Here is a 23,137-nt window from a genome sequence, read left to right as displayed (position 1 = left end):
GGGTCCGGCCCCCCGTGGGGCCGGGCCCTTTCCCGTTCCGTCAGTCCTCGGCGCTCGTTCCCGCCGCCGCCTCCACGGGCGTGCGGCGGAACATGCGCGTCGCCGTGATCTCCCCGTGGATCGCCTCGCCCTCCGCGCTCGGCTGCGGCAGGCCCGGGCGCAGATGCTCCTCCACGCTGATGTACTTCAGACCGGCCCGCAGGTCGGCGTCGTTGCGGAGCCTGATGACCAGCGGGAACTCCGCGAGCGCGGTCGTGTCGAACAGGCCCGTGGTGTACAGCAGCTGCACGCCCAGCGCGTCCGAGACGGCCCGCTGGAGCTCCAGCAGGTACGTGGCGTTGGCGCGGCCGATCGGGTTGTCGAGGAACAGGGTGCCCGCGTGGCGGTGCTTGTCGCGGCCCCGGTCGTTGGAGCGCAGCGCGGCCATCGTGCAGTAGAGGGCGATGGCGGCGGTGAGCAGCTGGCCGCCGGAGAACACGTCGCCCATCTGCCCGACCGGGACGCGCTCGGCGCGCAGCACCGCGTCCGGCTTCAGGATCTCCACGGCGATGCCCTTGGGTTCGAGGGCGGCCTGGACACCGCGGAGCAGCAGGGACATGCCGTCCCGGCGCAGGTCGGAGTTCTTCTTCACGGCGGCGCGGGTGGCCTCGTCGATGACCTCTCCGAGCCGCTCGGTGAGCGTGGCCTGGTCGGGCTCCTCGAAGCGGATGCGCAGGAACTCCTGCCCCGACCACTCCCCCAGGCCCTCGGGCAGCCGGGAGAGCCGCTGGGCCGAGCGCAGGGTGGCGAGCGCGGACTCCACGAGTCCGCGCAGCCGGTCCACGATCGAGTCGCGGTTGCGCTCCAGCTGCGCCAGCTCGTCGGTGAGCACACGCAGCCGCGGCGCGAACGCCTCGGCCCACTTGGCCGCGTGCTCCGGCAGGGCGGCCGCGGGCAGCTCGCGGATCTGCTGCCGGGCCGGGGTGCGGACCTGCTCGAAGCGGGTCGCGTTGGCGTGCCGTACCAGGATGTCGCCGGCCTCGCGGACGGCGGCGTCGGCGGCCGACAGCTCGGCGGCGCAGCCGCGCAGCGAACGCCGCGCCTCCGCCGCGGAGTCACGGGCCTCGGCCAGCGGCCCCGGGTACGGCTCGGGCTGCTCCTGCTCCTCCTCCGCGTGGTCGCGGAGCAGGTCGCGCAGCAGGGCCGCGGTCTCGTCGAAGCCGCCGGCGGCGTCCTCGGCGGCCCGGTGCGCCTGGAGCAGACCGGTGTGGGCGGCGCGCGCGGCCTCCAAAGCGTCGGTGCGGGCGGCGAGTTCGGTGGTGGCGGTACGCAGCAGGGTCTGGGCGTGCTCGGCGTCCGCCGGGACCAGCTCCTCGGGCAGCTCGGTGTGCTCCTCGCCGTCCTCGGGGGCGAGCCGCTCGGCCTCGCCGCGCAGCCGGCCCAGCTTCTCGCTGGCCTCGGAGGCGCGTGACTCCAGCTTCTGGACCAGGGCCTCGGCACGGGCGGCGGCGGCCTGTCGGGACGGGCCGTCGGCCCCGTCGGTCGACTCCAGGAGCTGCTCGGCGCGGGTGCGGACCTTGTTGGTCAGCCGGTCGAGCTCGGCGAGTGCGGCGGACTCGTCGCTCTCGGCGCGGGCCTGCTCGGCGCGCAGGTCGGCGCCGACACCGACCTTCTCGTACACCTGGGAGGCGGCCCGGTAGGCCTCGCGGAGGGTGGGGAGCGCGGCGCGCGGGGCGTCGGCGTCCTCCTCCGGGAGGTTCTCGGGCGCGCCGGCGATCTCGGCGCGCTCGGCACGCAGGGCACGGGCGGTGCGGTGGGCGTCGTCGGCGGTGCGCTGGGCGGCGCGGCGGTCCTCGTCGGCGGCGCGGGCGCGCTCCAGGCAGGTCTGGGCGCGGGCCTCGGACTCGGCGGCGTCGTCGGCGAGCTCGCGCAGCTTGGCCTGCCAGGCGGAGCGCTCGCGCAGCCGGAACGCGAGGCCCGCGAGGGCGTCGGCGGCGCGGCGGGCCCGCTGGGCGGCCTCCTGGCGCTCGTCGCGCACCCGCACGGCGTCGGCTGCGGCCTCGTCGGCCTCGGCCCGGACCGTGCGGGCCTCGGCGAGGGCGGCGACCGCGGCCTCGGCGGCGGTGCGCGCGGAGGCGGCGACGGCGGTCAGCTCGGTGAGCATCCCGGGCGGGCAGTCGGCGCGCCAGGCGCCGATCCGGGCGGCCAGCGAGCGGTCGCCGGTGAGCCGGGCGGCGAGGGTACGGATCTCCTCGTCGCGGGCGGCGGCACGGGCCCGCAGCGCCTGGCGCTCCTCGTCGGCGGCGTGCTCGTCGTGCATGGCCGGGTTCGGCGGTACGAGGAAGACGTCCGCGTCCTGGCCGGCCCCGGGCGCGGGCACCGGCGCGAGCAGGGCCGCGGCGGTGCCGACGGCCACGGTGGAGCGGGGCAGCAGGGCGGCGGCGCCGAGCACCTCGCGGGCGCGGGTGTACGAGACGGGGTCGGTGATCACGACACCGTCGACCAGCTCCGGGCGGGCGGCCAGGACGGCGGCGTGGTCGGCCGGGTCGACGGCCTGGGCGAGGTAGCGCCAGCCGGGGAGGGCCGGGATGCCGTGCTCTCCCAGGTACTCGACGGTGGCGAGCACGTCGGGTCCCGGCGGCAGCAGGCCGCCGTCGCCGAGGGCGCCGAGGATCCGGTTGTCGTCCGCCGCCGCGGTGCGCAGGTCGAAGAGCTGGCGCTCGGCGGAGGCGATGGACCCGTCGAGCAGCGAGCGCAGCTCGTCGGCGTACCGGTCGAAGTCGGTGACGGTGAGCGGGCCGCCGTCGGATCCGGCGCCGGGGCCGAAGGCGGCGCCGGGGGCGTGGGCGGACGGGCCGCCCGCGGTGGAGCCGGAGGCGTCGGCGCCCTGGCCGTCGCCCGCACGCTGGCCGGGCAGCGGGGAGCCCGCGCCCTGCGCCGTGCCGGGGGCCGTGCTCGGCAGGGAGAGGAGTTCGGCCAGGCGCGGGTCGGCGGCGAGGGACTCGGCGGCGCGGCGCTCGGCGTCGTACGCGTTCTCGGCGGCCTCGGCGGCGTCGGAGGCGCGGGCGGAGGCGAGCTCGGCGCGGGACTCGGCGGCGGCGGCCTCGCGGGCCCGCTCGGTGGCCGTGCGGGCCGCCTCGCGGGCCGCGTCCCAGGCGGCGACCGTGGTCTTCTCGGCGTCGCTGGCGGCGAGCGCGGCACGGGCGGGGTCGGCGTCGGGGGCGGAGTCGTCGAGCCAGCCGGCCCGGACGGCCTCGGCCGTCTCCTGCTCGACCTCGGCGAGCCGCTGCCGCAGGTGGCCTGCCTCGCTGCGGGCGCGCTGGGCCTCGGTCGCGGCGGCGGTGGCGTCGCGGTGGGCGGCCTCGCCGGCCTCCTGGAGGGCGGCGGAGCGCTCCTCCTCCTCGGCGGCGTGCCGCTCGCCCTCCTCGGCGGCGGAGGCCAGGGCCCGTACGAGGTCGGCGGCGGCCCTGGCACGGGCGGCGAGCGCGGGCGCGGCGTCGCGCTCGGCCTCGCGGATGGCTGCGGCGACCCGCGCGGACCGGTCGCTCGCGGCGCGGTGGCGGAGCACGGACTCGGCGGCCTGCCACGCGGAGTGCAGGGTGCGGGCGTCGGTGAGCTCGCGGCGCTGGGCCGCGGCGCCCTTCTCGGCGGCGGTCAGGGCCAGCGAGGCGTGCCGGAAGGCGAGCTCGGCGGCGATGAGGGCGCTGCGGCCGCGCGCGGTCTCGGCCTCGGCGACGGCGTGGGAGGCGTGGGTGACCTGCTGGGCGAGCTCGGCGGCGCGGCCGCGCTCCTCGGCGGCGCGGGCGGAGAGCCGGCGGGCGAGGGTGCGGGTGCGGCGCTCGGCGCCGGCGTGCACGTCGCGGGCGCGGGCGCGGGTGTCGGCCGCCTCGACGATGCGGGTGAGCAGGTCGACGGAGCCGGCGGTGAAGTCGCGCTCTGCGGTGAGCTCGGCGCGCCGGCCGAGCTTGTTGCCGAAGCCGCTGACCAGGTCGGCGAGGCCGTCGGTGTCGCGGGTGTCGGTGACGGCGCGCAGCAGGAGGTCGGTGAAGTCGGAGTCCTTCTTGACCGCGAAGAGGCCGGCCGCCTCACCCTCGTCGGCGTTCATCTCACGCTGGTAGCGGAAGAGCTCGGGGTCGAGGCCCAGGTCGCCGAGGTGCTCGTTCCAGCGGTCGTGGATCTCCTCCCAGTAGACCTCCAGGTGCGGGTAGGCCTTGCCGGCCTCGGTGAGGGCGTCGCGGAAGCCCTTCATCGTGCGGCGGCGGCCGGTGGCGCCCGAGCTGCCCTCGACGGGCGGACGCACGGACGTGGCCTCGGCGACCGGCAGGTTGTCGAGGCTGAGCCCGGGGCCGGGGCGGAAGGAGTACCAGGCCTCGGCGAACTTCCGCGGGTCGTTGGAGACCTGGCGGCCGCGCCACTCGCTGGCCTTGCCGACGACGACGAGTTCGCCGGTGAGGGTGTGCTGCCATTCCAGGGCGACGTGGCCGCAGTCGTCGGCGAGCAGGAACTTGCGGAGCACGCCGGAGCTCGCGCCGCCGAGGGTGTTGCGGTGGCCCGGGAGCATGACCGAGAAGATCAGCTTGAGCAGGACGGACTTGCCGCCGCCGTTCTCCAGGAAGAGCACGCCCGCGGGGGCGGGGCGGCGCGGCGGGCCGACCGGCTCCTCCTCGAAGAACTCCGCCTGGGTGGGGGCGGGGTGCGGCACGGGCGCGCCGACTCCGCGCAGGTCCAGGACGGTGTCGGCGTAGCGGGCACCGGCCGGACCGATGGAGTAGAGGCGGACCCGGGACAGCTCGTACATGCGGCGGACTCTCGTCGTGTCGTTCGTGGATCGGGCGGCGTGGAACGGGCGGCTTGATCAGGCGTGGAAGGGCAGGCCGGCGTCGGCGGCGATCTCCAGGTCGTCGCCCTCGGGCGGCGGCAGGAGGGTCGCGGAGCCGTCGCTGACGGGGACGACGCCCAGTTCGATGAGCTCGGCCAGGGCGGCGCTGCCGGCCATGTCCCGGACCTGGAGCTGGTAGCGGGCGGTGGTGCGGTAGGAGCCGCCGGACTCGTCGCCGGTGCGCTGGAGGAAGCCGGAGTCGGTGAGGAAGGCGACGGCCTTGCCGACGATGCCGGTGGTGGAGCCGGCGAGGCGACGCGCGTCCTTGGTGGCGCCGGTGGCGCTGCGGCGGGCGTAGATCCGCCAGGCGGCCTCCAGGCCCGGGGCGTCGGTGGCCGGGTCGGTGTTCTCGCCCCGCTCCTCGGCGCGCTCCTCCAGGCGGCGGCAGGCCTGGCGGACGAAGGCGTCGACGCCGTTGACCGTGAGCCGGCCGATGTAGCCGTCGTCGGCGAGGTCCTCCGGGCGCGGGAAGGCCATCGCGGCCACCGCGAGGTGGGCGAGGCCGTGCAGGAAGCGATCGGCGGAGTCGGTGGAGGCGCGGCGGGCGTAGTCGCCCATCCGGACGGCGAAGACGGAGTCCTCGCCGGCGGTGACGGCCATGCCGGCGCGCGGGGAGACCTCCAGGACGACGAGGCCGAGGCCGGTGGCGACGGCGTCGGCGAGGCGCGCGAAGCCGGGGTCCTCGCGGTAGCGGCGGAGCAGTTCGGCGTACTCGGCGTCGCGGGCGGGCAGCAGCTTGGGCTGCAGGCCGAAGGAGACGAGCCGGGCCGCGTCGGCCGCGTCGGCGGGCGTCACGGCGCTGCCCGCTGTCGAGGTCTGCGGGGCCTCCGGCTCGCTCCACGCGTCGGTGTGCTCGACGTGGTGTTCGCTCACGGCTGGGGCTCCTCGGTACGGCGGTTCGGTGACGCGGGTCGGGGCAGGGGCAGGCGCACGGGCGTGACGGTGACGGGCGGCGGAGCGGGCACCGGCTCGGCGGCACGCCGCTTCCCCCGCGGCAGGGGCACGGGGCGCACGAACGGCCGCGGGGCCGGCTCGGCCGGCGGTCCCGCGGGCAGGGGGACGGCCCGCACCCGCGGCCCGTCCGGGTCGGTCTCCTGCTCCTCCACGGGCGGACGCGCCACGGCGACCCGCGCCACCCGGGGACCGGGGGCGCGCTCGGCACCGTCGGCGGTGGCGGTGGCGGGCGCGGTGACCGGCGTCGGGCCGACCGGCGGCGCGGCGACCGGCGGCGCGTCGGGGAGCGGCACGGCCGGGACGGAGCCGGCGAGGGCTGCCGGGTGCGGCTCGGCGTCCGCCGGGGCGGTGAGCGCGTCGGGGACCGGCCCGACCGGGGCAGGGCCGGGGAGCACGTCGGAGACCGGCCCGACCGCCGCCGGAGCGGCAGGCGCGTCGGGGCCTGGCCCGACCTCCGCCGGAGCGGCAGGCGCGTCGGGGCCTGGCCCGGCGGGGGTCGGGCCGGGCGGCGCGTCGGGGCGCGGCTCGGCGAGGACGGGGGTGGCGGGGGCGCCCGGGTGCGAGTCGGCGTCCGCCGGGGCGGGGGGTGCTTCGGCGGGCGGCGCCGGGACGGCCGTCGCCTCGGGGCGCGGCGCGGGCACCACCGGGGTGGGGGGCGCGTCAGGGCACGGCACGGCGAGCACGTCCGGGCGCGGCACGGCCTCCGTCCGGACGGGAGGTACGTCGACACGCGCCGCCGCTGGCACGGCGAGCACGTCCGGGCGACGTTCGGCCTCCGCGGGGGCGGTGCGGACGTCGCGGTGCGGCGCGGCCGACGGCCCGCCCTTGGGCGGGTCGTCGGGACACGGGGAGTTCGTGGCGGAGGTCTCGTCCTCCGTGGGCGGGGCGGTCACGTGGCCTCCGTGCGGTCGGCGGCCATGCCCACGGCGTCCAGGAGGGCGGTGCCCACGATGAGGTCGGCGCCGCCGAACTCGGGGTCGTCGAGGGGCGTGCCGTCGTCCACGGCGAAGAGGAGGCGCTCCTCGCCCTGGCGGTACGCCGTGCCGACCGGAGGGCTCGCGGCGTGCACGGCGAGGAGGGCGACCAGGTACGGGAGGTCCGGATCGCGGCGGCGGGCGTCGGCGAGGAGGCCCGACAGGCGGCGCGGCGCGTCGTGCTCCAGGTCGAGGAGTTCCATGGCGCTCGTCAGCTGCTCCTCGCTGAAGCGGCTGTCGTCGGGGGTGGCGATCAGGTCCGGCTCGGGCATCTCGGCGCCGAGGTGCTGGCGCTCCACCGGCGGGGTGAGCAGCAGGTCGACGAGGTCGCCGACGCGGACGGACACGGGCGTGCGCAGTCCGGTGCCGTGGGCGAAGAAGGCGTCGGTGACCTTGCCGGCCTGTTCGACGGGGAGCGGCAGGATCGGGGCGACCAGCTGCCCGTACAGGTCGAGGCCCGTGTACGCGGTGGGGGCGGCGAAGGCCTGGCGGTCCTGCTCGGCGCGGAACAGCGGACCGGCCTCCAGGAGGCGGGACTGGAGCTGGGTGTGCCGCCGGATGCAGTCCTTGACGATGTCGACGAGCTCGGCGGCCCGGCGTTTGTGCTCCTGGTCCTCGGCCTCGTCCCGGGCCTTGCGGATGTTGGTGAGGATCGCGTTCTCGTGGCGGTAGCGGTCGGCCACGTGGTCGAGCGCCTCGGCGATCATGTCGGGCACGGCGTTGAGCCAGTCGACCGCGCGGACGTTGCGCCGGGTGGCCTCCAGGGTCTTGCGGAGGGTCTCCGCGTACTGCACGGTCCGGTAGCGGGCCTGCTCGGCCGCGAGCTGCGCGTCGGCGAGGCGGCCCCGGCTGATCAGGACCTCCAGCTTCACCTCGGCGGCGATCTGGGCGCTGGTGACGTCGGTGTCGAGGGCGCCGACGAGCACGTTGACGGCCTCGTCGGTGGTGCGCAGATAGACCCCGCCGCCGTAGCCGGGGACCTCTTCGATGAGCTTGAAGTCGTAGTCGCGACGCGTGTAGACGCCGTCGGAGCCGAAGGTGCCGTAGACGGCGCGGAAGCCGCGGTCGACACTGCCGACGTTGATCAGGTTCTCCAGGACCCAGCGGGCCACCCGCTCGTGCTCGGCGGCGGGGCGCTCGGGGGCCTGGGCGGCGACGCGGGGCAGCAGGCGGGCGATTATCTGCTCGCTGTCGGCTCCGGTGTCGAAGTCCATGTTGAGGGTGACCAGGTCGATCGCGGCGAGGGCGACCTCGGCCATCGCGTAGACCGAGTACTCGCCCGCCAGGTTCGCCTTGCGCGTGTCCAGGTCGTGCAGCGGCGCGGTGCACGCGAGCGCGCGGAGCCGCCGCGCGAGCCCTTCGTCGGCGGCCGGGCCCTGCGCGGGGCGCGGCCCCGCGCTGAGCTGGGGCGGAGCGAGGTCCGTCGAGGCAGGCGAAGTCACGGTGCACAGAGTAGGTCCTCGCACAGACAACGGTCGAAACGGCGCTTATACGACCCCGGCCGGCCCCCGGCCTGTACGACCCGGTCGGCCGGCCTGCACGACCGCCGCCGCGCGGCCCGTGCGCCCAGTCCGCGCGCACCGCCCGCACGCCCCGCCCGGGTCCGCAGGCAACGCCCCCGTGCCCCGCTCACCCGCCCCGCTCACCGCTGCGGCTCGTCGACCGCCTTCGCGTACGCCTCGCCGATGCGGGTGCGGGAGTCGTCGAGGTAGCGGGCCAGGAGGTGCTCCGCCCGGTTCCGGTCGCCGGCCCGCAGGGCGTCCAGAATCTCCCGGTTTCGCAGGAGATACGGCTCATGGAGCCCGCGCGGGTCGTCCACGATGTGGAAGGCGAGGCGGAGTTCGGCGAGCACGCCGCGCATGAGCTCGTCGGTGCGGGCGCTGCCGGCCAGGGCGACGAGTTCCCGGTGGAAGTGGATGTTGGCGGTGGAGACGCCCTTCCAGTCCTCGTCCCGCGCGGCGCGCTCACCCTCCGCGACGGCGGCCACGAGTCCGTCGACGGGGAACGGCGGTGCGCCCAGCCCGCGGACGACGGCGCATTCGACGAGCCGGCGGGTGCGGTAGATGTCGGCCACGTCGTCGACGGCGAGGACGCGGACGAACACGCCCCGGTTGAGCTGGTGGACGAGCAGCCGCTCGTGGGTGAGCAGCCGGAAGGCCTCGCGGAGGGTGTTGCGGGAGACCCCGAGGGCGCCGCCGATGCTGTCCTCGGAGAGGCGGGTCCCGGGCGGGAAGAACCCTTCGGCGATCCGGGTGCGCAGGATGTCGGCGACCCGTTCCGCCGTGCTCGTGCGGCCCAGCAGCGCGCGGTCGTCCGCCAGTTCGCCGATTCCGTCCATCGTGCCTCGTTCCCTCCGTCGTTCGCGGCGAGTCAATCGCAGGACCCCCTCCGAGACAAGGACATGCCTCCGCGAGGGTTGTCGGATCGTTGAACGATCCCTACATTGAACGACACCGCACAGCCCGTCAGCACGCCTCTCCAGCACCCCTCCTCCCCTCTGTGAGGTGCAGATGAGCACGACTCAGACCCCGCGGCAGACCCTCGGCGAACGGCCGGACGACACCGGCGCGTTCGCCTGGCTGCACGCCCTCGGCCCGCGCGGCAGGCGCGCGTTCGGTGGCGCCTTCGGGGGCTATGCCCTTGATTCGTACGATTTCTTCACGCTGCCGCTGTCGATGGTGGCCATCGCCGCCTACTTCGGCCTCGACAAGGGGCAGACCGGTCTCCTGACCACCGTCACGCTGGTGGTCTCCGCCGTCGGCGGCGCGCTCGCCGGCATCCTCGCCGACCGCATCGGGCGGGTGCGGGCACTGATGATCACGGTCGTCACGTACGCCCTCTTCACCGTCCTGTGCGGCTTCGCGCCCGATTACGAGACCCTGATGGTCTTCCGCGCCCTCCAGGGCCTCGGCTTCGGCGGTGAGTGGGCGGTCGGCGCGATCCTGGTCGCCGAGTACGCCTCCGCGAGGCACCGGGGCCGTACCCTCGGCGGCATCCAGAGCGCGTGGGCGGCCGGCTGGGCGCTCGCCGTGGTCGTCTACACGCTGGTGTTCCAGTTCGTCGACGCCGACACCGCCTGGCGGGTCATGTTCTGGACCGGCGCCCTGCCCGCCCTGCTCGTGGTCTACGTGCGCCGTAACGTCGAGGACGCCCCGCAGGCCGCCGAGGTGCGGCGCGCGAGCGCCGACCGCGGCTCCTTCGGCGCCGTCTTCAAGGGTCCGCTGCTGCGCACCACCCTCTTCGCGGTGCTGCTGTCGACGGGCGTCCAGGGTGGCTACTACACGCTCGCCACCTGGGTGCCGACCTATCTGAAGACCGAGCGCGGGCTCACCGTCGTCGGCACGGGCGGCTACCTCACCTTCCTGATCTCCGGGGCCTTCGTCGGCTACCTCACCGGCGGCTACCTCACCGACCGGCTCGGCCGGAAGAAGAACATCGCGCTCTTCGCGGTGCTGTCCGCCGCCGCCGTCCTCGCCTACACCCGCATCCCGGACGGGGCGAACACCCTGCTCCTGGTCCTCGGATTCCCGCTCGGCTTCTGCATGTCGGCCATCTTCAGCGGCTTCGGCTCCTTCCTGGCCGAGCTCTATCCGACGCCCGTCCGCGGCACCGGACAGGGCCTCACCTACAACACCGGACGCGCGGTCGGCGCGCTCTTCCCCACCCTGGTCGGCTTCCTCGCCGACAGCTGGGGCGTGGGCGGAGCGCTGGTCTTCGGCGCGGTCGGTTACGGACTCGCCGTCCTCGCCCTGCTGGGCCTGCCGGAGACCCGCGGCAGGGAGCTCGTATGAACCGCGTGACGGACCCGCCCCCCGTCCCCGGCGCCCGTGCGGCACGCGCGCGTGCCCACGCCTCGCCGGTCCCCGCCACGGTGTTCCGGGCCCGCGGGGTCACGCCGGAGGCGGCGGGAACGGGCTCACGGCCGCCGTTCCCGATCACCCACGCACCGGGCCGGGTGCTCGTGCCGGACGTACGGGACGCGGAGCACCGCGTCCCGGCCTGACCGGAACCGGGCTCTCTTGCGCACGAAGGAAGGAAACCTCTCATGACCGGGGTCTCGATCGACCTCAACGCCGATCTCGGCGAGGGCTTCGGCCGCTGGACGCTGACCGACGACGAACGGCTGCTCTCGGTCGTCACCAGCGCCAATGTGGCCTGCGGCTTCCACGCCGGGGACGCGGCGACCATGCGGCGCGTCTGCGAGCTGGCGGCGGAGCGCGGGGTACGGATCGGGGCCCAGGTCTCCTACCGCGACCTGGCCGGCTTCGGCCGGCGCGCCATGGACGTGCCGGCGGCCGAGCTGGCGGCGGAGGTCGCGTACCAGATCGGCGCCCTGGAGGTGTTCGCCCGGGCGGCCGGCTCGCGGGTGGCGTACGTGAAGCCGCACGGCGCGCTCTACAACCGCGTGGTGCACGACGAGGAGCAGGCGGCGGCGGTCGTGGACGGGGTGCTCCTCGCCTCGGCCGGCGGGGCCGGGGCCGGACTGCCGGTGCTCGGGTTGCCCGGATCGCGGCTGCACGGGGCCGCCGGGGAGGCCGGACTGCCCGTGGTCGGCGAGGCGTTCGGCGACCGCGCCTACCGGGCGGACGGCACCCTGCTGCCACGGGGGCAGGAGGGTGCCGTCGTGACCGAGCCGGCCGAGGTCGTGGAGCGGTCGGTGTCCATGGCCCGGTTCGGGGTGGTCGCCGCCCACTGCGGACGCCCGGTGGCGGTGCGGGCCCGCTCGCTGTGCCTGCACGGCGACACGCCCGGCGCCGTGGACCTGGCCCGGCGCGTGCGGGCCGAGCTGGAGTCCGCCGGGGTCCGCGTGGAGGCCTTCGCATGAGGGCGCGCAAGGTCTTCCGGGTGGGTGAACGCGGGCTGCTCGTCGAGCTGGTGAGCGGCGAGGCCACGGAGGCCTTCCACGCCGAACTGCTGCGCCGCCGCGCGGAGGGCGCGCTGCCCGCCGTGCGGGAGATCGTGCCGGCGGCGCGGACCGTGCTCCTGGAGGGGGTGGCCGCTCCGGACCGGCTGGCGGCCGAGCTGCGCTCGTGGGACGTGCCCGCGCTCCGCGCGCGCGTGGCGGCGTCCGTGACGGTGCCGGTGCGCTACGACGGACCCGACCTGGCCGAGGTCGCCGCCCTGTGGGGCGTGTCCGTGGAGGCGGCTGTGCGGATCCACGCGGAGACCGAGTTCCGGGTCGCCTTCTGCGGCTTCGCGCCGGGCTTCGGCTATCTCACGGGCCTCGGGCCGCGCTACGAGGTGCCGCGCCGGGCCACTCCGCGTACGGCGGTCCCTGCCGGGTCCGTCGCGCTCGCGGGCCCGTACACGGGGGTGTATCCGCGGTCCTCGCCGGGCGGCTGGCAGCTGATCGGGGCGACGGACGCGGTGCTGTGGGACACCGCCCGGGAGCCCGCCGCGCTGCTCTCCCCCGGCACCCGGGTGCGTTTCACGGCGGCGGGCCGATGACCGACCGTGCCTTCGCCGTCGTACGGGCCGGGGCGCTCACCACCGTGCAGGACCTGGGGCGCGCGGGACACGCGCACCTGGGGGTGCCGCGCTCGGGGGCGCTCGACCCGGGCGCGGTACGGCTCGTGAACCGGCTGCTCGGCAATGCGGAGGGCGCGGCCGTCCTGGAGACCACCCTCACCGGGTGCGCGGTGCGCCCGCGGTGCGCCGTGGCGGTCGTCGTGGGCGGGGCGCCGTGCCCGGTCCGGGTCGACGGCCGGCCCGCGGCCTGGGGCACGCCGGTACGGGTCGGGCCCGGGCAGCTCCTGGAGGTGGGCGCGGCCGTGCGCGGGCTGCGCTCGTACGTGGGCTTCGGCGGCGGGATCGCGGTGGACCCGGTGCTCGGCAGCCGCTCCACCGACCTGCTGTCGGGCCTCGGCCCGGCGCCGCTGGCGGACGGGGCGGTGCTGCCGCTGGGAACGGCCTCGGCCGTACGGGGGTCGGTCGACGTTCCCGCCTGGCCGGGCCCGCCGGACGAACTCGTCCTGCGGGTCCGGCTCGGCCCGCGCGACGACTGGTTCACGCCCGCCGCGCTGCGGACGCTCGGCACGCGCGCGTGGCGGGTGTCCCCGGCCGCCAACCGCATCGGGCTGCGCACCGAGGGACCGTCCCTGGAACGGGCCGTCGGCGGCGAACTGCCCAGTGAGGGCATGCCCCTGGGCGCCGTGCAGGTGCCGCCGGACGGGCGTCCGGTGGTGTTCCTCGCCGACCATCCGACCACCGGCGGCTATCCGGTGGTGGCCGTCGTCCGGGAGGCGGACCTGTCGGCCGCGGCGCAGGCGGTGCCGGGGACGGTGGTGCGGTTCGTGCCGTACGCCTGACCGCGCCCGGGCAGCCGCGGAGGACCGGTGACGACGGCCGGAGCCGGCCGGGGCGGGTCAGCTGTCCGTGGCGTCGTCGGGCGGCCCGTAGCCCCCGCCGCCTGGGGTGCGGACGACGAGTACGTCGCCGGGGCCGACGTCGGTGGTGTCGACGCCGGCCAGCTGGTCGACGGTGCCGTCGGCGCGTTCGACGGAGTTGGCGCCGAGCGCGCCCGGTTCGCCGCCCGCCATGCCGTACGGCGGGACGCGGCGGTGGCCGGTCAGCAGCGCGACGGTCATGGGTTCCAGGAACCGGATGCGGCGTTCGACCCCGCGGCCGCCGGGCCGGCGGCCGCGGCCTCCGCTGCGCTCGCGGACGGCGAAGGAGTCGACGCGGACGGGGTGGCGCCACTCCAGGATCTCGGGGTCGGTGAGCCGTGAGTTGGTCATGTGGGTCTGCACGGCGTCGGCGCCGGCGAAGTCCTCGCCCGCGCCGGAGCCGCTGGCGACGGTCTCGTAGTACTGCACGCGGTCGTTGCCGAAGGTGACGTTGTTCATGGTGCCGGAGCCCTCCGCCTGGACGCCGAGGGCCGCGTAGAGGGCGCCGGTGACGGCCTGGGAGGTCTCGACGTTGCCGGCGACGGTGGCGGCCGGGTAGCTCGGGGCGAGCATCGAGCCGGCCGGGACGCGGACGTCGAGCGGTTCCAGGCAGCCGCTGTTGAGCGGGATGTCGTCGTCGACGAGGGTCCGGAAGACGTAGAGGACGGCGGCCATGACGACGGACGTGGGCGCGTTGGCGTTGCCGGGCTGCTGCGGCGAGGTACCCGTGAAGTCGAGGACGGCGGAGCGCTGCTCGCGGTCGACGCGGACGGCCACCTGGACCACGGCGCCGCCGTCCGTCTCGTAGCGGTACGAGCCGTCCCGCAGCCGGGCGACGATGCGCCGTACGGACTCCTCGGCGTTGGCGCGGACGTGCCGCATGTAGGCGTGGACGACGTCGAGGCCGAACTGGGCGACGGTCCTGCGGAGTTCCTCGATGCCCTTCTCGTTGGCGGCGATCTGGGCGCGCAGGTCGGCGAGGTTGGTGTCGGGGTCGCGCGAGGGGTAGGGGGCTCCGGTGAGCAGGGCGCGGGTCTCCTCCTCGCGGAACCGGCCGTCGCGGACGAGAAGCCAGTTGTCGAAGAGGACGCCCTCCTCGTGGACGGTGGTGCTGAAGGCGGGCATGGAGCCGGGGGTGATGCCGCCGATCTCGGCGTGGTGGCCGCGGGAGGCGACGAGGAAGCGCAGGTCGGTACCGGTGTCGTCGAAGACGGGGGTGACGACGGTGACGTCGGGGAGGTGGGTGCCTCCGTGGTACGGGTCGTTGACGGCGTAGACGTCCCCGGGGCGCAGCTCGCCCTCGTTGCGGCGCAGGACCTCCTTGATGGACTCGCCCATGGAGCCGAGGTGGACGGGGATGTGGGGGGCGTTGGCGATGAGGTTGCCGGCGGGGTCGAAGAGCGCGCAGGAGAAGTCGAGCCGTTCCTTGATGTTGACGGAGTGGGCGGTGTTCTCCAGGCGGACGCCCATCTGCTCGGCGATCGCCATGAAGAGGTTGTTGAAGACCTCCAGGAGGACCGGGTCGACGTCGGTGCCGGCGGCCGTGCGCGCGGGGCGGGGGGTGACCCGGCGCAGGAGCAGGTGTCCCTCCTCGGCGGCGGTGGCGGCCCAGCCGGGGTCGACGACGGTGGTGGCGTCGGCCTCGGCGAGGATCGCGGGCCCGGTGACGGTGTCGCCGGGGCGCAGGTCGTCGCGGCGGTGCAGCGGGGTCGGGGTGGGCTCTCCCGCGCTGTGGGTGGTGACCGTGGCCCGGGGCGCGAGGTCACCCTCCCGCGTGCCGTGGGGGACGACGACGGGCCCGTGCGGTCCCGCGGTGCCGACGGCCTCGACGGAGACGGCCTCGACGACGACCGGCGCGTCCGTGGTGAAGCCGTAGCGCGTCCGGTGGGCGGCCGTGAAGGCGGTGGTCATCCCTTCCGGGGTGGAGAGCGGCACCGGGAGGCTCGCGTCGGTGCCGGCGTACCGGAGCAGCACGCGCGCGTGGGTGGTGATCGCGTCGTCGGGCAGTCCGTCGGCACGCAGTTCGTCACGGGTGCGTTCGGCGAGTTCACGGCAGAGGCCGGTGACGCGCGTCCCGGTGCCGGGGGCGTCGAGTCGGGCCTCGACGGACTGCTCCCGCATGGCGGTGGCGTCGGCGAGGCCGATGCCGTACGCGGAGAGGACGCCGGCCAGCGGCGGTACGAGGACGGTGTCGATGCCGAGGGCGTCGGCGACGGCGCAGGCGTGCTGGCCGCCGGCGCCGCCGAAGGAGGTGAGGGCGTAGCGGGTGACGTCGTGGCCGCGCTGGACGGAGATCTTCTTGACGGCGTTGGCCATGTTGAGGACGGCGATCTCCAGGAACCCGGCGGCGACCTGCTCGGGCGTCCGGCCGCCGCCGATCTCGGCGGCGAGGGCGGTGAAGCGCTCCCGGACCACGTCGGCGTCGAGCGGCTGGTCGCCGTCCTCGCCGAACACGGCGGGGAAGTGGTCCGGCTGGATCCGCCCGAGCATCACGTTGGCGTCGGTGACGGTCAGGGGGCCGCCGCGGCGGTAGCAGGCGGGGCCGGGGACGGCGCCCGCGGAGTCGGGGCCGACGCGGTAGCGCTGCCCGTCGTAGTGGAGGACCGAGCCGCCGCCCGCGGCGACGGTGTGGATGTTCATCATGGGGGCGCGCATCCGGACCCCGGCGACCTCGGTGCCGAGTTCGCGCTCGAACTCGCCCGCGTAGTGCGACACGTCGGTGGAGGTGCCGCCCATGTCGAAGCCGACGACCCGGTCGAAGCCGGCCTGTTCCGAGGTGCGGGCCATGCCGACGACGCCGCCCGCGGGGCCGGAGAGGACGGCGTCCTTGCCACGGAAGTGGGCGGCCTCCCGCAGGCCGCCGTTGGACTGCATGAACATGAGGCGGATGCCGGCGAGTTCGCGGGCCACCTCGTCGACGTAACGGCGCAGGATCGGCGAGAGGTAGGCGTCCACGACCGTGGTGTCCCCGCGGGGGACGAGCTTGATGAGGGGGCTGACCTCGTGGGAGCAGCTGACCTGGGGGAAGCCGGCGGCCCGCGCGAGCGCGGCGACCCGGGTCTCGTGGGCGGGGTGGCGGTAGCCGTGGAGGAGGACCACGGCCGCGGAGCGGAGCCCGTCGCGGTGGGCGTCGGCCAGGGCGGCGGCGACGGCGTCCTCGTCGAGCGGGGTGACGACCCCGCCGTGGGCGTCGACCCGCTCGGGGACCTCGATCACCCGCGCGTAGACCGCTTCGGGGAGCACGATGCGGCGGTCGAAGATGCGGGGACGGTTCTGGTACGCGATGCGCAGGGCGTCACGGAAACCGGCCGTGATCAGCAGGACGGTGGGCTCGCCGCGCCGTTCGAGGAGGGCGTTGGTGGCGACGGTGGTCCCCATCTTGACGACGGCGATCCGGTCGGCGGGGACGGGGTCGTCGGGGCCGAGGTCCAGGAGGAGCCGGATGCCGGCGACGGCGGCGTCGTGAGAGCGGGCGGGGTCGTGCGAGAGCAGTTTGCGGGTGACGAGCCGCCCGTCGGGGCGCCGGCCCACGACGTCCGTGAAGGTGCCGCCCCGGTCGATCCAGAACTCCCAGCGTCCGGTCATTCCCTCATTGTGGCCGTGAGGGCACGGGTGAGGGCGTGTTCGGCGCGTGCGTCGAGACGGGCGCGGGTGCCGGTGGCCGAGTGGCGGACCTCGGCGGCGGCGAGCAGGAGCAGCTGGGGCAACAGGTCGCCGCAGCGGCGCACGACCCAGGCGGTGCCGGCGGTGGCCAGCCAGAGCAGGGCGTCGGAGCGGGTCGGAGCGGGTTGCTCGGGGTCGGGCGACGGGGGTGCGCCGTCGGCGAGCCCCCGGGCGTGGAGGAGCCGGTGGAAGGCGGCGGCGATGGCACGGTGACCGCGCTCGCCGGGGTGCAGTCGGTCGGCGCTCCACAGGGACCGGTCGTCGGTCCAGGCGGGGGCGTCGAGGTGGAGGTGGACGGCGCCGTAGCGGATGGAGAGCGCGTGCACGACGGCGTTGACGGCCCGCTGCCGCCGGGCCAGCGGTCGGGCGAGCGGCGCGGGCAGACCGAGCATGAGCCCGGGGTCGGGCAGGCAGGCCGTGAGCAGCACGGTCCCGGCCGCCGTGAGTTCCGCGCACACCCGGTCGAGGCGGCGCGCGAGCAGCCCGATGTCGAAGGTGCGGCGCAGCGTGTCGTTGACCCCGACGACGACGGAGGCGAGCTGGGGACGCAATGCCAGCGCCTCGGGCAGCTGGTCCTCGGCCACGTCCCGGCTCTGCGCCCCGCTGACGGAGAGATTGGTGAAGGCGAGGCCCTCACCGGCGGGCCGCAGCCCTGCGGCGAGCAGCGCGGCCCACCCCCGCCAGCCCTCTCCGACCCGGTCCCCGACGCCCTCGCTCAGCGAGTCGCCGAGCGCGACGAACCGGGTGACGGGCGGCGGCGCGGTCGGGGGGCAGCCCGGCGGCACGGGGGAGGCGGCAGCGCCGGGGGCGCGGTCGGGGGCGGGCGCCGGGGCAGAGCAGATGCCGGAGGCCGGGGCAGGGGCCGGGGCGGGGACCGAGGCGGAGGCGCAGGCCGAGGCGGAGGCCGAGGCGGGGGCGGAGGCGGGGGCGGAGGCGGGGGCGGAGGCCGAGGCGGGGGCGGAGGCCGAGGCAAGCGCCGTGTCAGCGGGGACGGCGGCCGGAGCGGGAGCGCTGACGGCGGCTGTGCCGAGGGCCGGAGCAGCACTGACGGCGACCGGAGCGGGAGCGCCGAAGGCCGGAGCACCGCTGACGGCGACCGGAGCAGCCCTGCCGAGGACGGAAGCACCGCTGACGCCGACCGGAGCAGCCCTGCCGAAGGCCGGAGCGGCCGTGCCGGGGGGCGGCGCGGGGGCTTCGCGGGTGACCGAGGGCTGACCGGGCGTCATCGGAGCGTCTCCTGGGGCGTTCTGACGTCGAGGGGTGCCGGGTTCGCGTCATGGGCCGCGAGGAAGGCGGCGGTCGCACGGTGCCACGAGAAGAGCTCGGCGCGGGCACGGGCGGTGGAGCGGCGCTGGGCCTCGTCCCGGCCGAGCAGGGTCCGCACGGCCCGGGCGAAGGAGCCGGGATCGTCGGCCGCGCAGGCGCCCGCGTCCGCGACGACCTCGGGGAGGGCGGAGGAGGCGCTGCAGACGACGGGCGTGCCGCAGGCGAGCGCTTCGAGGGCCGCGAGACCGAAGGTCTCCGCGGGTCCCGGCGCCAGGCACACGTCGGCCGCCGCCTGGAGGTCGGCGAGGGCCTCGCGGTCCTCCAGGTGGCCGAGGAACCGCACCGGCAGCCGCTGCTCCCGCGCGCGTCGCTCCAGGGCGCCCCGCAGCGGTCCCTCGCCGGCCACGACGAGCGAGGCCCGCACGCCCTGGGCGCGCAGCACGGCGAGGGCGTCGAGGGCCGTGCCGGGACGCTTCTCGACGGAGAGCCGGGAGCACAGGACGAGCAGCACCCGCTCGCCGTCCGCGTACCGGGCCCGCAGCAGCGTGCTGTGCCGTTCGGGCCGGCAGCGTGCCAGGTCGACGCCGAGCGGGGCCCGTACGACATTGCGCGCCCCGATCCGCACGAACTCCCGCTCGGCCCACTCCGTGGTGCAGACGATCCTCGAATAGGCCCATGCCGTACGCCGGTTGAGCCGGTCGGCGGCCCGCTCCGCGAAGGCGCCCGGCACGCCCCAGGTGCGCAGCACCCCGTCGGCGGTCTCGTGGGAGACCATCACGGACGGCACCCGGGCGCGGCGCGCCCACTCCCCCGTCCAGCGCAGCGTGGTGCGGTCGGAGACCTCCAGGCGGTCGGGGGCCAGCTCCTCCAGGAGGCGGCGCAGGCCGCGCCGGTCGGCGAGGACGCGGTAGCCGCCGGTGCCGGGGAGTCCGGGCCCGGGCAAGGTGATCACCCGGCCCTGTTCGGTCTCCCGGTCGCTCGCCGCGTCGCCGGGGACGACGAGGACCGGTTCGTGGCCGGCGGCGCGGTAGCCGCGCCCGAGCTGATCGAGGGCGGTACGCAGTCCGCCGGAGGTCGGGGTGACGAAGTTGGCGAGCCGCACGATGCGCAGCGGGCCTCCGGCGCCTCTCACGCAGCCACCGCCGTCCGCTCGCGCAGCACCTCCAGGTAGTGCCCGATCAGTTCGTCCCCGACGGCCTCCCAGGTGCGGCGTTCGACGGCCGCCCGCCCGGCGGCGCCGTAGGCGGTGCGCAGTGCGGGCGCGGCCGCCAGGGAGGCGACGGCGTCGCGCAGCGCGTCCGGGTCCTCGGGCGGGACGAGGAGTCCGGTGCGGCGGTGCGCGACCAGGTCGAGGGGGCCGCCGGCGGCGGGGGCGACGACGGGGACGCCGCTCGCCATCGCCTCCTGGACGGTCTGGCAGAAGGTCTCGTACGGCCCGGTGTGGGCGAACACGTCGAGCGAGGCGAAGACCCGGGCCAGGTCGCTCCCGGTGCGGCGGCCCAGGAAGACGGCGTCGGGCAGCGCGTCCCTCAGGCCCGGCCCGCTGGGCCCGTCGCCGACGACCACGACCCGTACGCCGGGCAGCCGGGACGCCGGGGCGAGCAGGTCGACGCGCTTCTCGGGGGCGAGCCGGCCCACGTAGCCGACGATCGTCTCGCCGCCGGGGGCGAGTTCGCGGCGCAGCCGCTCGTCGCGGAGCTCGGGGCGGAAGCGCGCGGTGTCGACGCCGCGCCGCCAGAGCCGGATGCGCCCGATCCCGTGGGCCTCCAGGTCGCGTACGGCGGCGCTGGACGGGGCGAGGGTGCGGTCGGCGGCGCTGTGGACGGCGCGCAGGCGGCGCCAGGCGGTGGACTCGCCGGCGTTGAGGTAGGTGCGGGCGTACCCGGCGAGGTCGGTCTGGTACACGGCGACGGCGGGCAGCCCGAGCCGTGCGGCGGCGGTCATGCCGCGCACGCCGAGGACGAAGGGGCTCGCCAGGTGGACGATGTCGGCGCGGTGCGCGGCGATGGCGGCGGCGACCCGCCGGCTGGGCAGCGCGACCCGCACCTGCGGGTAGCCGGGGAGGGGCACGGAGGGGACGCGGACGACGGGGCAGGGCGCGTCGGCGTCCGGGGCCGGGGCGGCTGCGGAGACCGCGGGGGCCACGACGAGGGGGTCGTGGCCGCGGCGGAGGAGGTGGCGGGCGGTCTGCAGGGCGCAGTGCGCCACGCCGTTGACGTCGGGCGGAAAGGACTCGGTGACGATGACGACACGCATACCGGTGTTGTCGTCGGACTCGGCGTGTCCCCGTCAAAGTGGATCTGGACGTCCGGGGAACGTCCCATGAGCAATTGCCCCGGGCGCACCGCGACGCACCTCGCCGCGCCCGAGCCCCGCCTTCGCCGGCGCCCGCCCCGTTCGCCGCGCCGCCCCGCCCTCGCCGGGCGCCCGACCGGACTCGCCGCGCGCCCGCCCTGACCTCGTTGGGCGCGCCCGACCGGACTCGCCGCCCGCCCGCCCTGACCTCTTGGACGCGCCCGACCGGACTCGCCGCCCGCCCGCCCATCCCTCGCCGAGCGCCCCGCCTTCGCCGGGCGCACCGCGACGCACCACCCGCGGCACCCCGGCGCGCGCCAGTCCCGACTCTCCGCGCGCCCGCCCGGACTCTCCGCGCGCCCGCCCGGACTCTCCGCGCGCCCGCCCGGTCTCGCCGGGCCGTCCGCCGCGTCCCCGTCACGAGGACGAGCGCGCACGACGGCGGGGGCGGCCCGGTGGGCCGCCCCCGCTCACCCGTTCTCGCGGGTGTCAGACCTGCAGGTCGAGGTCCGGCCCTATCCGGTTGCGCACCGCGTCCTGGACCTCCGCCTCCTCGGCGGGGTCGGCGGCGAGGCGGCGCAGGCGCTCGGCGACGCGTACGTCGCCCGTCTCGGCGTGGAGCGCGGCGAGCTCGCGGGTGGTCTCCTCGCAGTCCCACAGGCACTCGACGGCGAATCCGTTCGGGAAGCCGGCGTCGGTGGCGGCGAGGGCCCGGGCGGTGCGGCCGCGGAGCTGCGAGGAGGCGGTCTCGCGGTAGACGTGGCGCAGCACGGGGGCGGCGCACGCGATGCCGAGGCGGCCGGCGCCGTCGACGAGGGGATAGAGGGCGGGGGCGTCGGGGCCCTGGGCACGGACGGTCTCGCGGAGGGCACCGAGGACGAGGGGGGAGTCCTCGGGGCCGCCGCGGAAGGCGAGCGTGCCGGCCGCGGCCGCGCCGAGCGCGTCCGGGCGGTGGATCCAGCCGCGGGCGCGGTCCACGGCGGCTTCGCCGTGCATGCGCTGGTACGCGGCGACGGCGGCGTCGGCGACCGTGCGGGAGCCGTCGCCGACGGCGAGCTCGACGAGGTCGAGGACGGCGGGGTCCTGTGACTCGGCGAGGTAGTGCAGGGCGGCGCAGCGGGCGCCGTCGGGGCCGCCGCGGGCGGCGCCGAGGAGGGTGTCGCGGTCCTCGGGTCCGGCGACGGCGACCAGGCAGCGGGCGGCGGGCCCGTGCAGCTCGGCGCCCCGCTCGTGGCCCTCCTGGGCCCAGTCGAGGACGGCCTGCACGCTCCAGCCGGGCCGGGGGCCGGTGGGGCGGAGCTGCCGCTGCCAGCGGTCGAAGGAGCCCTGTTCGCGGGCGGCCTTGATGCGGGCGCCGACGGACTCCCTGGGGTCCTCGGCCCACAGGCGCCAGGGCCGCGGCTCGAAGGCGTCGCGGACGGTGGCGGCGAGCTCCGCCTCGCCCTCGGCGGTGGCCGGGAAGCGGGCGAGGACGGGTCCGGCGAGGGCGCGCAGGCCCGCGTCGTCGTCGCGCAGCGCGAGCTCGTCGAGGGCCCAGGCCCAGTTGGTCCCGGTGGCGGCGTAGCGCCGCAGGAGCAACAGGGCGTCCTGGCGTCCGTAGGAGGCGAGGTGGCCGAGGACGGCGAGCGCGAGCCCGGTCCTGGACTCCTCGGTGTCGAGGTGGTCCTCGGCTCCGAAGAGGTGCGCCTCGATCTCCTCCAGACCTCCGTGGAGGTCCAGGTAGAGCCGTGCGTAGTAGAGGGAGCGGTTCTCGACCTGCCAGTCGTGGCGGGGGTCGTCGAGAACGCAGTGGTTGAGGGCCGCGAGGGCCTCGGCGCGTGGCGCGGCGAGCGCGTGGAGGGTGCCGTCGCCGCGGCCCCTCTGCAGCAGACCGAGCAGGGTGCCGCTCGGCGCTATGACTGGATCGAACATGGAAGACGCCTCACATCAAGCTGTCGACACGACCGGGGGGAATCCGGGATGAACCGGGTCAGGCTGTTCGCCTAGGCCGTGCGGCAACATGTCGGGCCGCCCGTCGTCCTGCGCTTGCCAGTGACCATCTTCCTCTGCCTCTCGTCGGTGGCCCCCTGCGGGCCCGACGTCATGATGACCCACCCATTTCGCCACCGCGACCACATTTACGGCGCCGTCTCACCTGGGGTTCAACCCTCGTTCACCCGGTTCGTTCACCGGGCCCCGAAGAGCTCCAGGAGTTCCGTCTTCCCAAACATCCGCGCGGTATCCACGGCGGACGGAGTTCCGGCTTCCGGATTCGCCCCGCCGGCGAGGAGGGCGCGGACCACGGAGTCCTCCCCCTTGAAGACGGCGCCGGCGAGCGGGGTCTGGCCGCGGTCGTTGGCGCGGTCGGCGTCCGCGCCGCGCGTCAGCAGGGCGGTGACCGCCTCGGCATGGCCGTGGTAGGCGGCGAGCATGACGAGCGAGTCGCCCTTCTCGTTGCTGAGGTTCGCCGGGACTCCGGCGTCGACGTACGCGGCCAGGGTCACCGCGTCCCCGGCGCGCGCCAGGTCGAAGACCTTGGAGGCCAGCTCGACGACCTCGGGGTCCGGGGTCTCGTTCTCGCTCATCGTTCACAACCACCCTTCGTGCTCGTCCCCGCACGCCGAGCGCGGCCGTACGAGTGAATCGACAGGGTACTGCCCGTCGGACGACATGAGGGGGCGCGTCCGCGGCAAGGATCACCGCAGCTCGCGCCGGGGAGCCGGTGCACTACCGCACCCGGCGGGTTTCGCCACCCGGAGAGC

Annotated in this window: 16 protein-coding genes; 5 read left to right on the top strand and 11 right to left on the bottom strand. The window is 76.3% G+C overall.

Features of this window, described 5'->3' with window-relative positions; translation table 11 throughout:
- Positions 1 to 40 precede the first annotated feature (40 nt).
- The 5 genes from AB0M16_RS15065 to AB0M16_RS15045 form a co-directional block, all read right to left on the bottom strand.
- On the bottom strand, positions 41 to 4,777 hold the full coding sequence (locus tag AB0M16_RS15065; protein ID WP_365342737.1) for a hypothetical protein: 4,737 nt from the start codon (positions 4,775 to 4,777) through the stop codon (positions 41 to 43).
- Between the two features lie 57 nt (positions 4,778 to 4,834).
- Positions 4,835 to 5,731 (bottom strand): hypothetical protein, encoded by an 897-nt coding sequence (locus tag AB0M16_RS15060; protein WP_365342735.1) that lies wholly within the window; start codon positions 5,729 to 5,731, stop codon positions 4,835 to 4,837.
- Positions 5,728 to 6,705: a hypothetical protein gene (locus AB0M16_RS15055; protein WP_365342733.1), complete on the bottom strand. Its 978-nt coding sequence runs from the start codon at positions 6,703 to 6,705 to the stop codon at positions 5,728 to 5,730. Before AB0M16_RS15055 ends, AB0M16_RS15060 begins: the two co-directional genes overlap by 4 nt.
- Entirely contained in the window at positions 6,702 to 8,228 is a 1,527-nt protein-coding gene (locus AB0M16_RS15050; RefSeq protein ID WP_365342731.1) for a hypothetical protein, read from the bottom strand. Before AB0M16_RS15050 ends, AB0M16_RS15055 begins: the two co-directional genes overlap by 4 nt.
- Positions 8,229 to 8,428: 200 nt before the next feature.
- The gene (locus AB0M16_RS15045; protein WP_365342729.1) at positions 8,429 to 9,124 is read right to left on the bottom strand and encodes a GntR family transcriptional regulator; all 696 of its coding nucleotides are present in this window, start codon (positions 9,122 to 9,124) and stop codon (positions 8,429 to 8,431) included.
- 172 nt (positions 9,125 to 9,296) lie between these two features.
- Between AB0M16_RS15045 and AB0M16_RS15040 the strand changes: the two genes are divergently transcribed.
- From AB0M16_RS15040 to AB0M16_RS15020, 5 genes are read left to right on the top strand one after another with little or no spacing between them, the layout of a single operon-like run.
- Entirely contained in the window at positions 9,297 to 10,577 is a 1,281-nt protein-coding gene (locus AB0M16_RS15040; protein WP_365342727.1) for an MFS transporter, read from the top strand.
- Positions 10,574 to 10,789 (top strand): hypothetical protein, encoded by a 216-nt coding sequence (locus tag AB0M16_RS15035; RefSeq protein WP_365342725.1) that lies wholly within the window; start codon positions 10,574 to 10,576, stop codon positions 10,787 to 10,789. Before AB0M16_RS15040 ends, AB0M16_RS15035 begins: the two co-directional genes overlap by 4 nt.
- Positions 10,790 to 10,831: 42 nt before the next feature.
- Positions 10,832 to 11,611, top strand: a complete 780-nt coding sequence (locus AB0M16_RS15030; protein WP_365342723.1) for a 5-oxoprolinase subunit PxpA — start codon at positions 10,832 to 10,834, stop codon at positions 11,609 to 11,611.
- Complete coding sequence (locus tag AB0M16_RS15025; RefSeq protein WP_365342721.1) at positions 11,608 to 12,234, top strand: allophanate hydrolase subunit 1; 627 nt, start codon at positions 11,608 to 11,610, stop codon at positions 12,232 to 12,234. The genes AB0M16_RS15030 and AB0M16_RS15025 overlap by 4 nt, the downstream gene beginning before the upstream one ends.
- Positions 12,231 to 13,094: a biotin-dependent carboxyltransferase family protein gene (locus tag AB0M16_RS15020; protein WP_365342719.1), complete on the top strand. Its 864-nt coding sequence runs from the start codon at positions 12,231 to 12,233 to the stop codon at positions 13,092 to 13,094. The genes AB0M16_RS15025 and AB0M16_RS15020 overlap by 4 nt, the downstream gene beginning before the upstream one ends.
- 57 nt (positions 13,095 to 13,151) lie before the next feature.
- Here the strand turns inward: AB0M16_RS15020 and AB0M16_RS15015 are convergent, their stop codons facing one another.
- From AB0M16_RS15015 to AB0M16_RS14990, 6 genes are all read right to left on the bottom strand, one after another.
- On the bottom strand, positions 13,152 to 16,757 hold the full coding sequence (locus tag AB0M16_RS15015) for a hydantoinase B/oxoprolinase family protein (protein WP_365342717.1): 3,606 nt from the start codon (positions 16,755 to 16,757) through the stop codon (positions 13,152 to 13,154).
- Positions 16,754 to 17,620, bottom strand: a complete 867-nt coding sequence (locus tag AB0M16_RS15010; RefSeq protein WP_365342795.1) for an SGNH/GDSL hydrolase family protein — start codon at positions 17,618 to 17,620, stop codon at positions 16,754 to 16,756. Before AB0M16_RS15010 ends, AB0M16_RS15015 begins: the two co-directional genes overlap by 4 nt.
- A 437-nt stretch (positions 17,621 to 18,057) precedes the next feature.
- The gene (locus tag AB0M16_RS15005; RefSeq protein ID WP_365342715.1) at positions 18,058 to 19,233 is read right to left on the bottom strand and encodes a glycosyltransferase; all 1,176 of its coding nucleotides are present in this window, start codon (positions 19,231 to 19,233) and stop codon (positions 18,058 to 18,060) included.
- Positions 19,230 to 20,357 (bottom strand): glycosyltransferase family 1 protein, encoded by a 1,128-nt coding sequence (locus AB0M16_RS15000; protein ID WP_365342713.1) that lies wholly within the window; start codon positions 20,355 to 20,357, stop codon positions 19,230 to 19,232. Before AB0M16_RS15000 ends, AB0M16_RS15005 begins: the two co-directional genes overlap by 4 nt.
- Before the next feature lie 528 nt (positions 20,358 to 20,885).
- On the bottom strand, positions 20,886 to 22,307 hold the full coding sequence (locus tag AB0M16_RS14995) for a HEAT repeat domain-containing protein (protein ID WP_365342711.1): 1,422 nt from the start codon (positions 22,305 to 22,307) through the stop codon (positions 20,886 to 20,888).
- Positions 22,308 to 22,561: 254 nt separating this feature from the next.
- Positions 22,562 to 22,960 (bottom strand): ankyrin repeat domain-containing protein, encoded by a 399-nt coding sequence (locus tag AB0M16_RS14990; protein ID WP_365342709.1) that lies wholly within the window; start codon positions 22,958 to 22,960, stop codon positions 22,562 to 22,564.
- Positions 22,961 to 23,137: the final 177 nt, after the last annotated feature.

Source organism: Streptomyces sp. NPDC051921, from assembly GCF_040680975.1.
GTDB lineage: Bacteria > Actinomycetota > Actinomycetes > Streptomycetales > Streptomycetaceae > Streptomyces.
The sequence above is the reverse complement of the archived record's forward strand: the minus strand, read 5'-3'. Positions and strand labels throughout refer to the sequence as shown.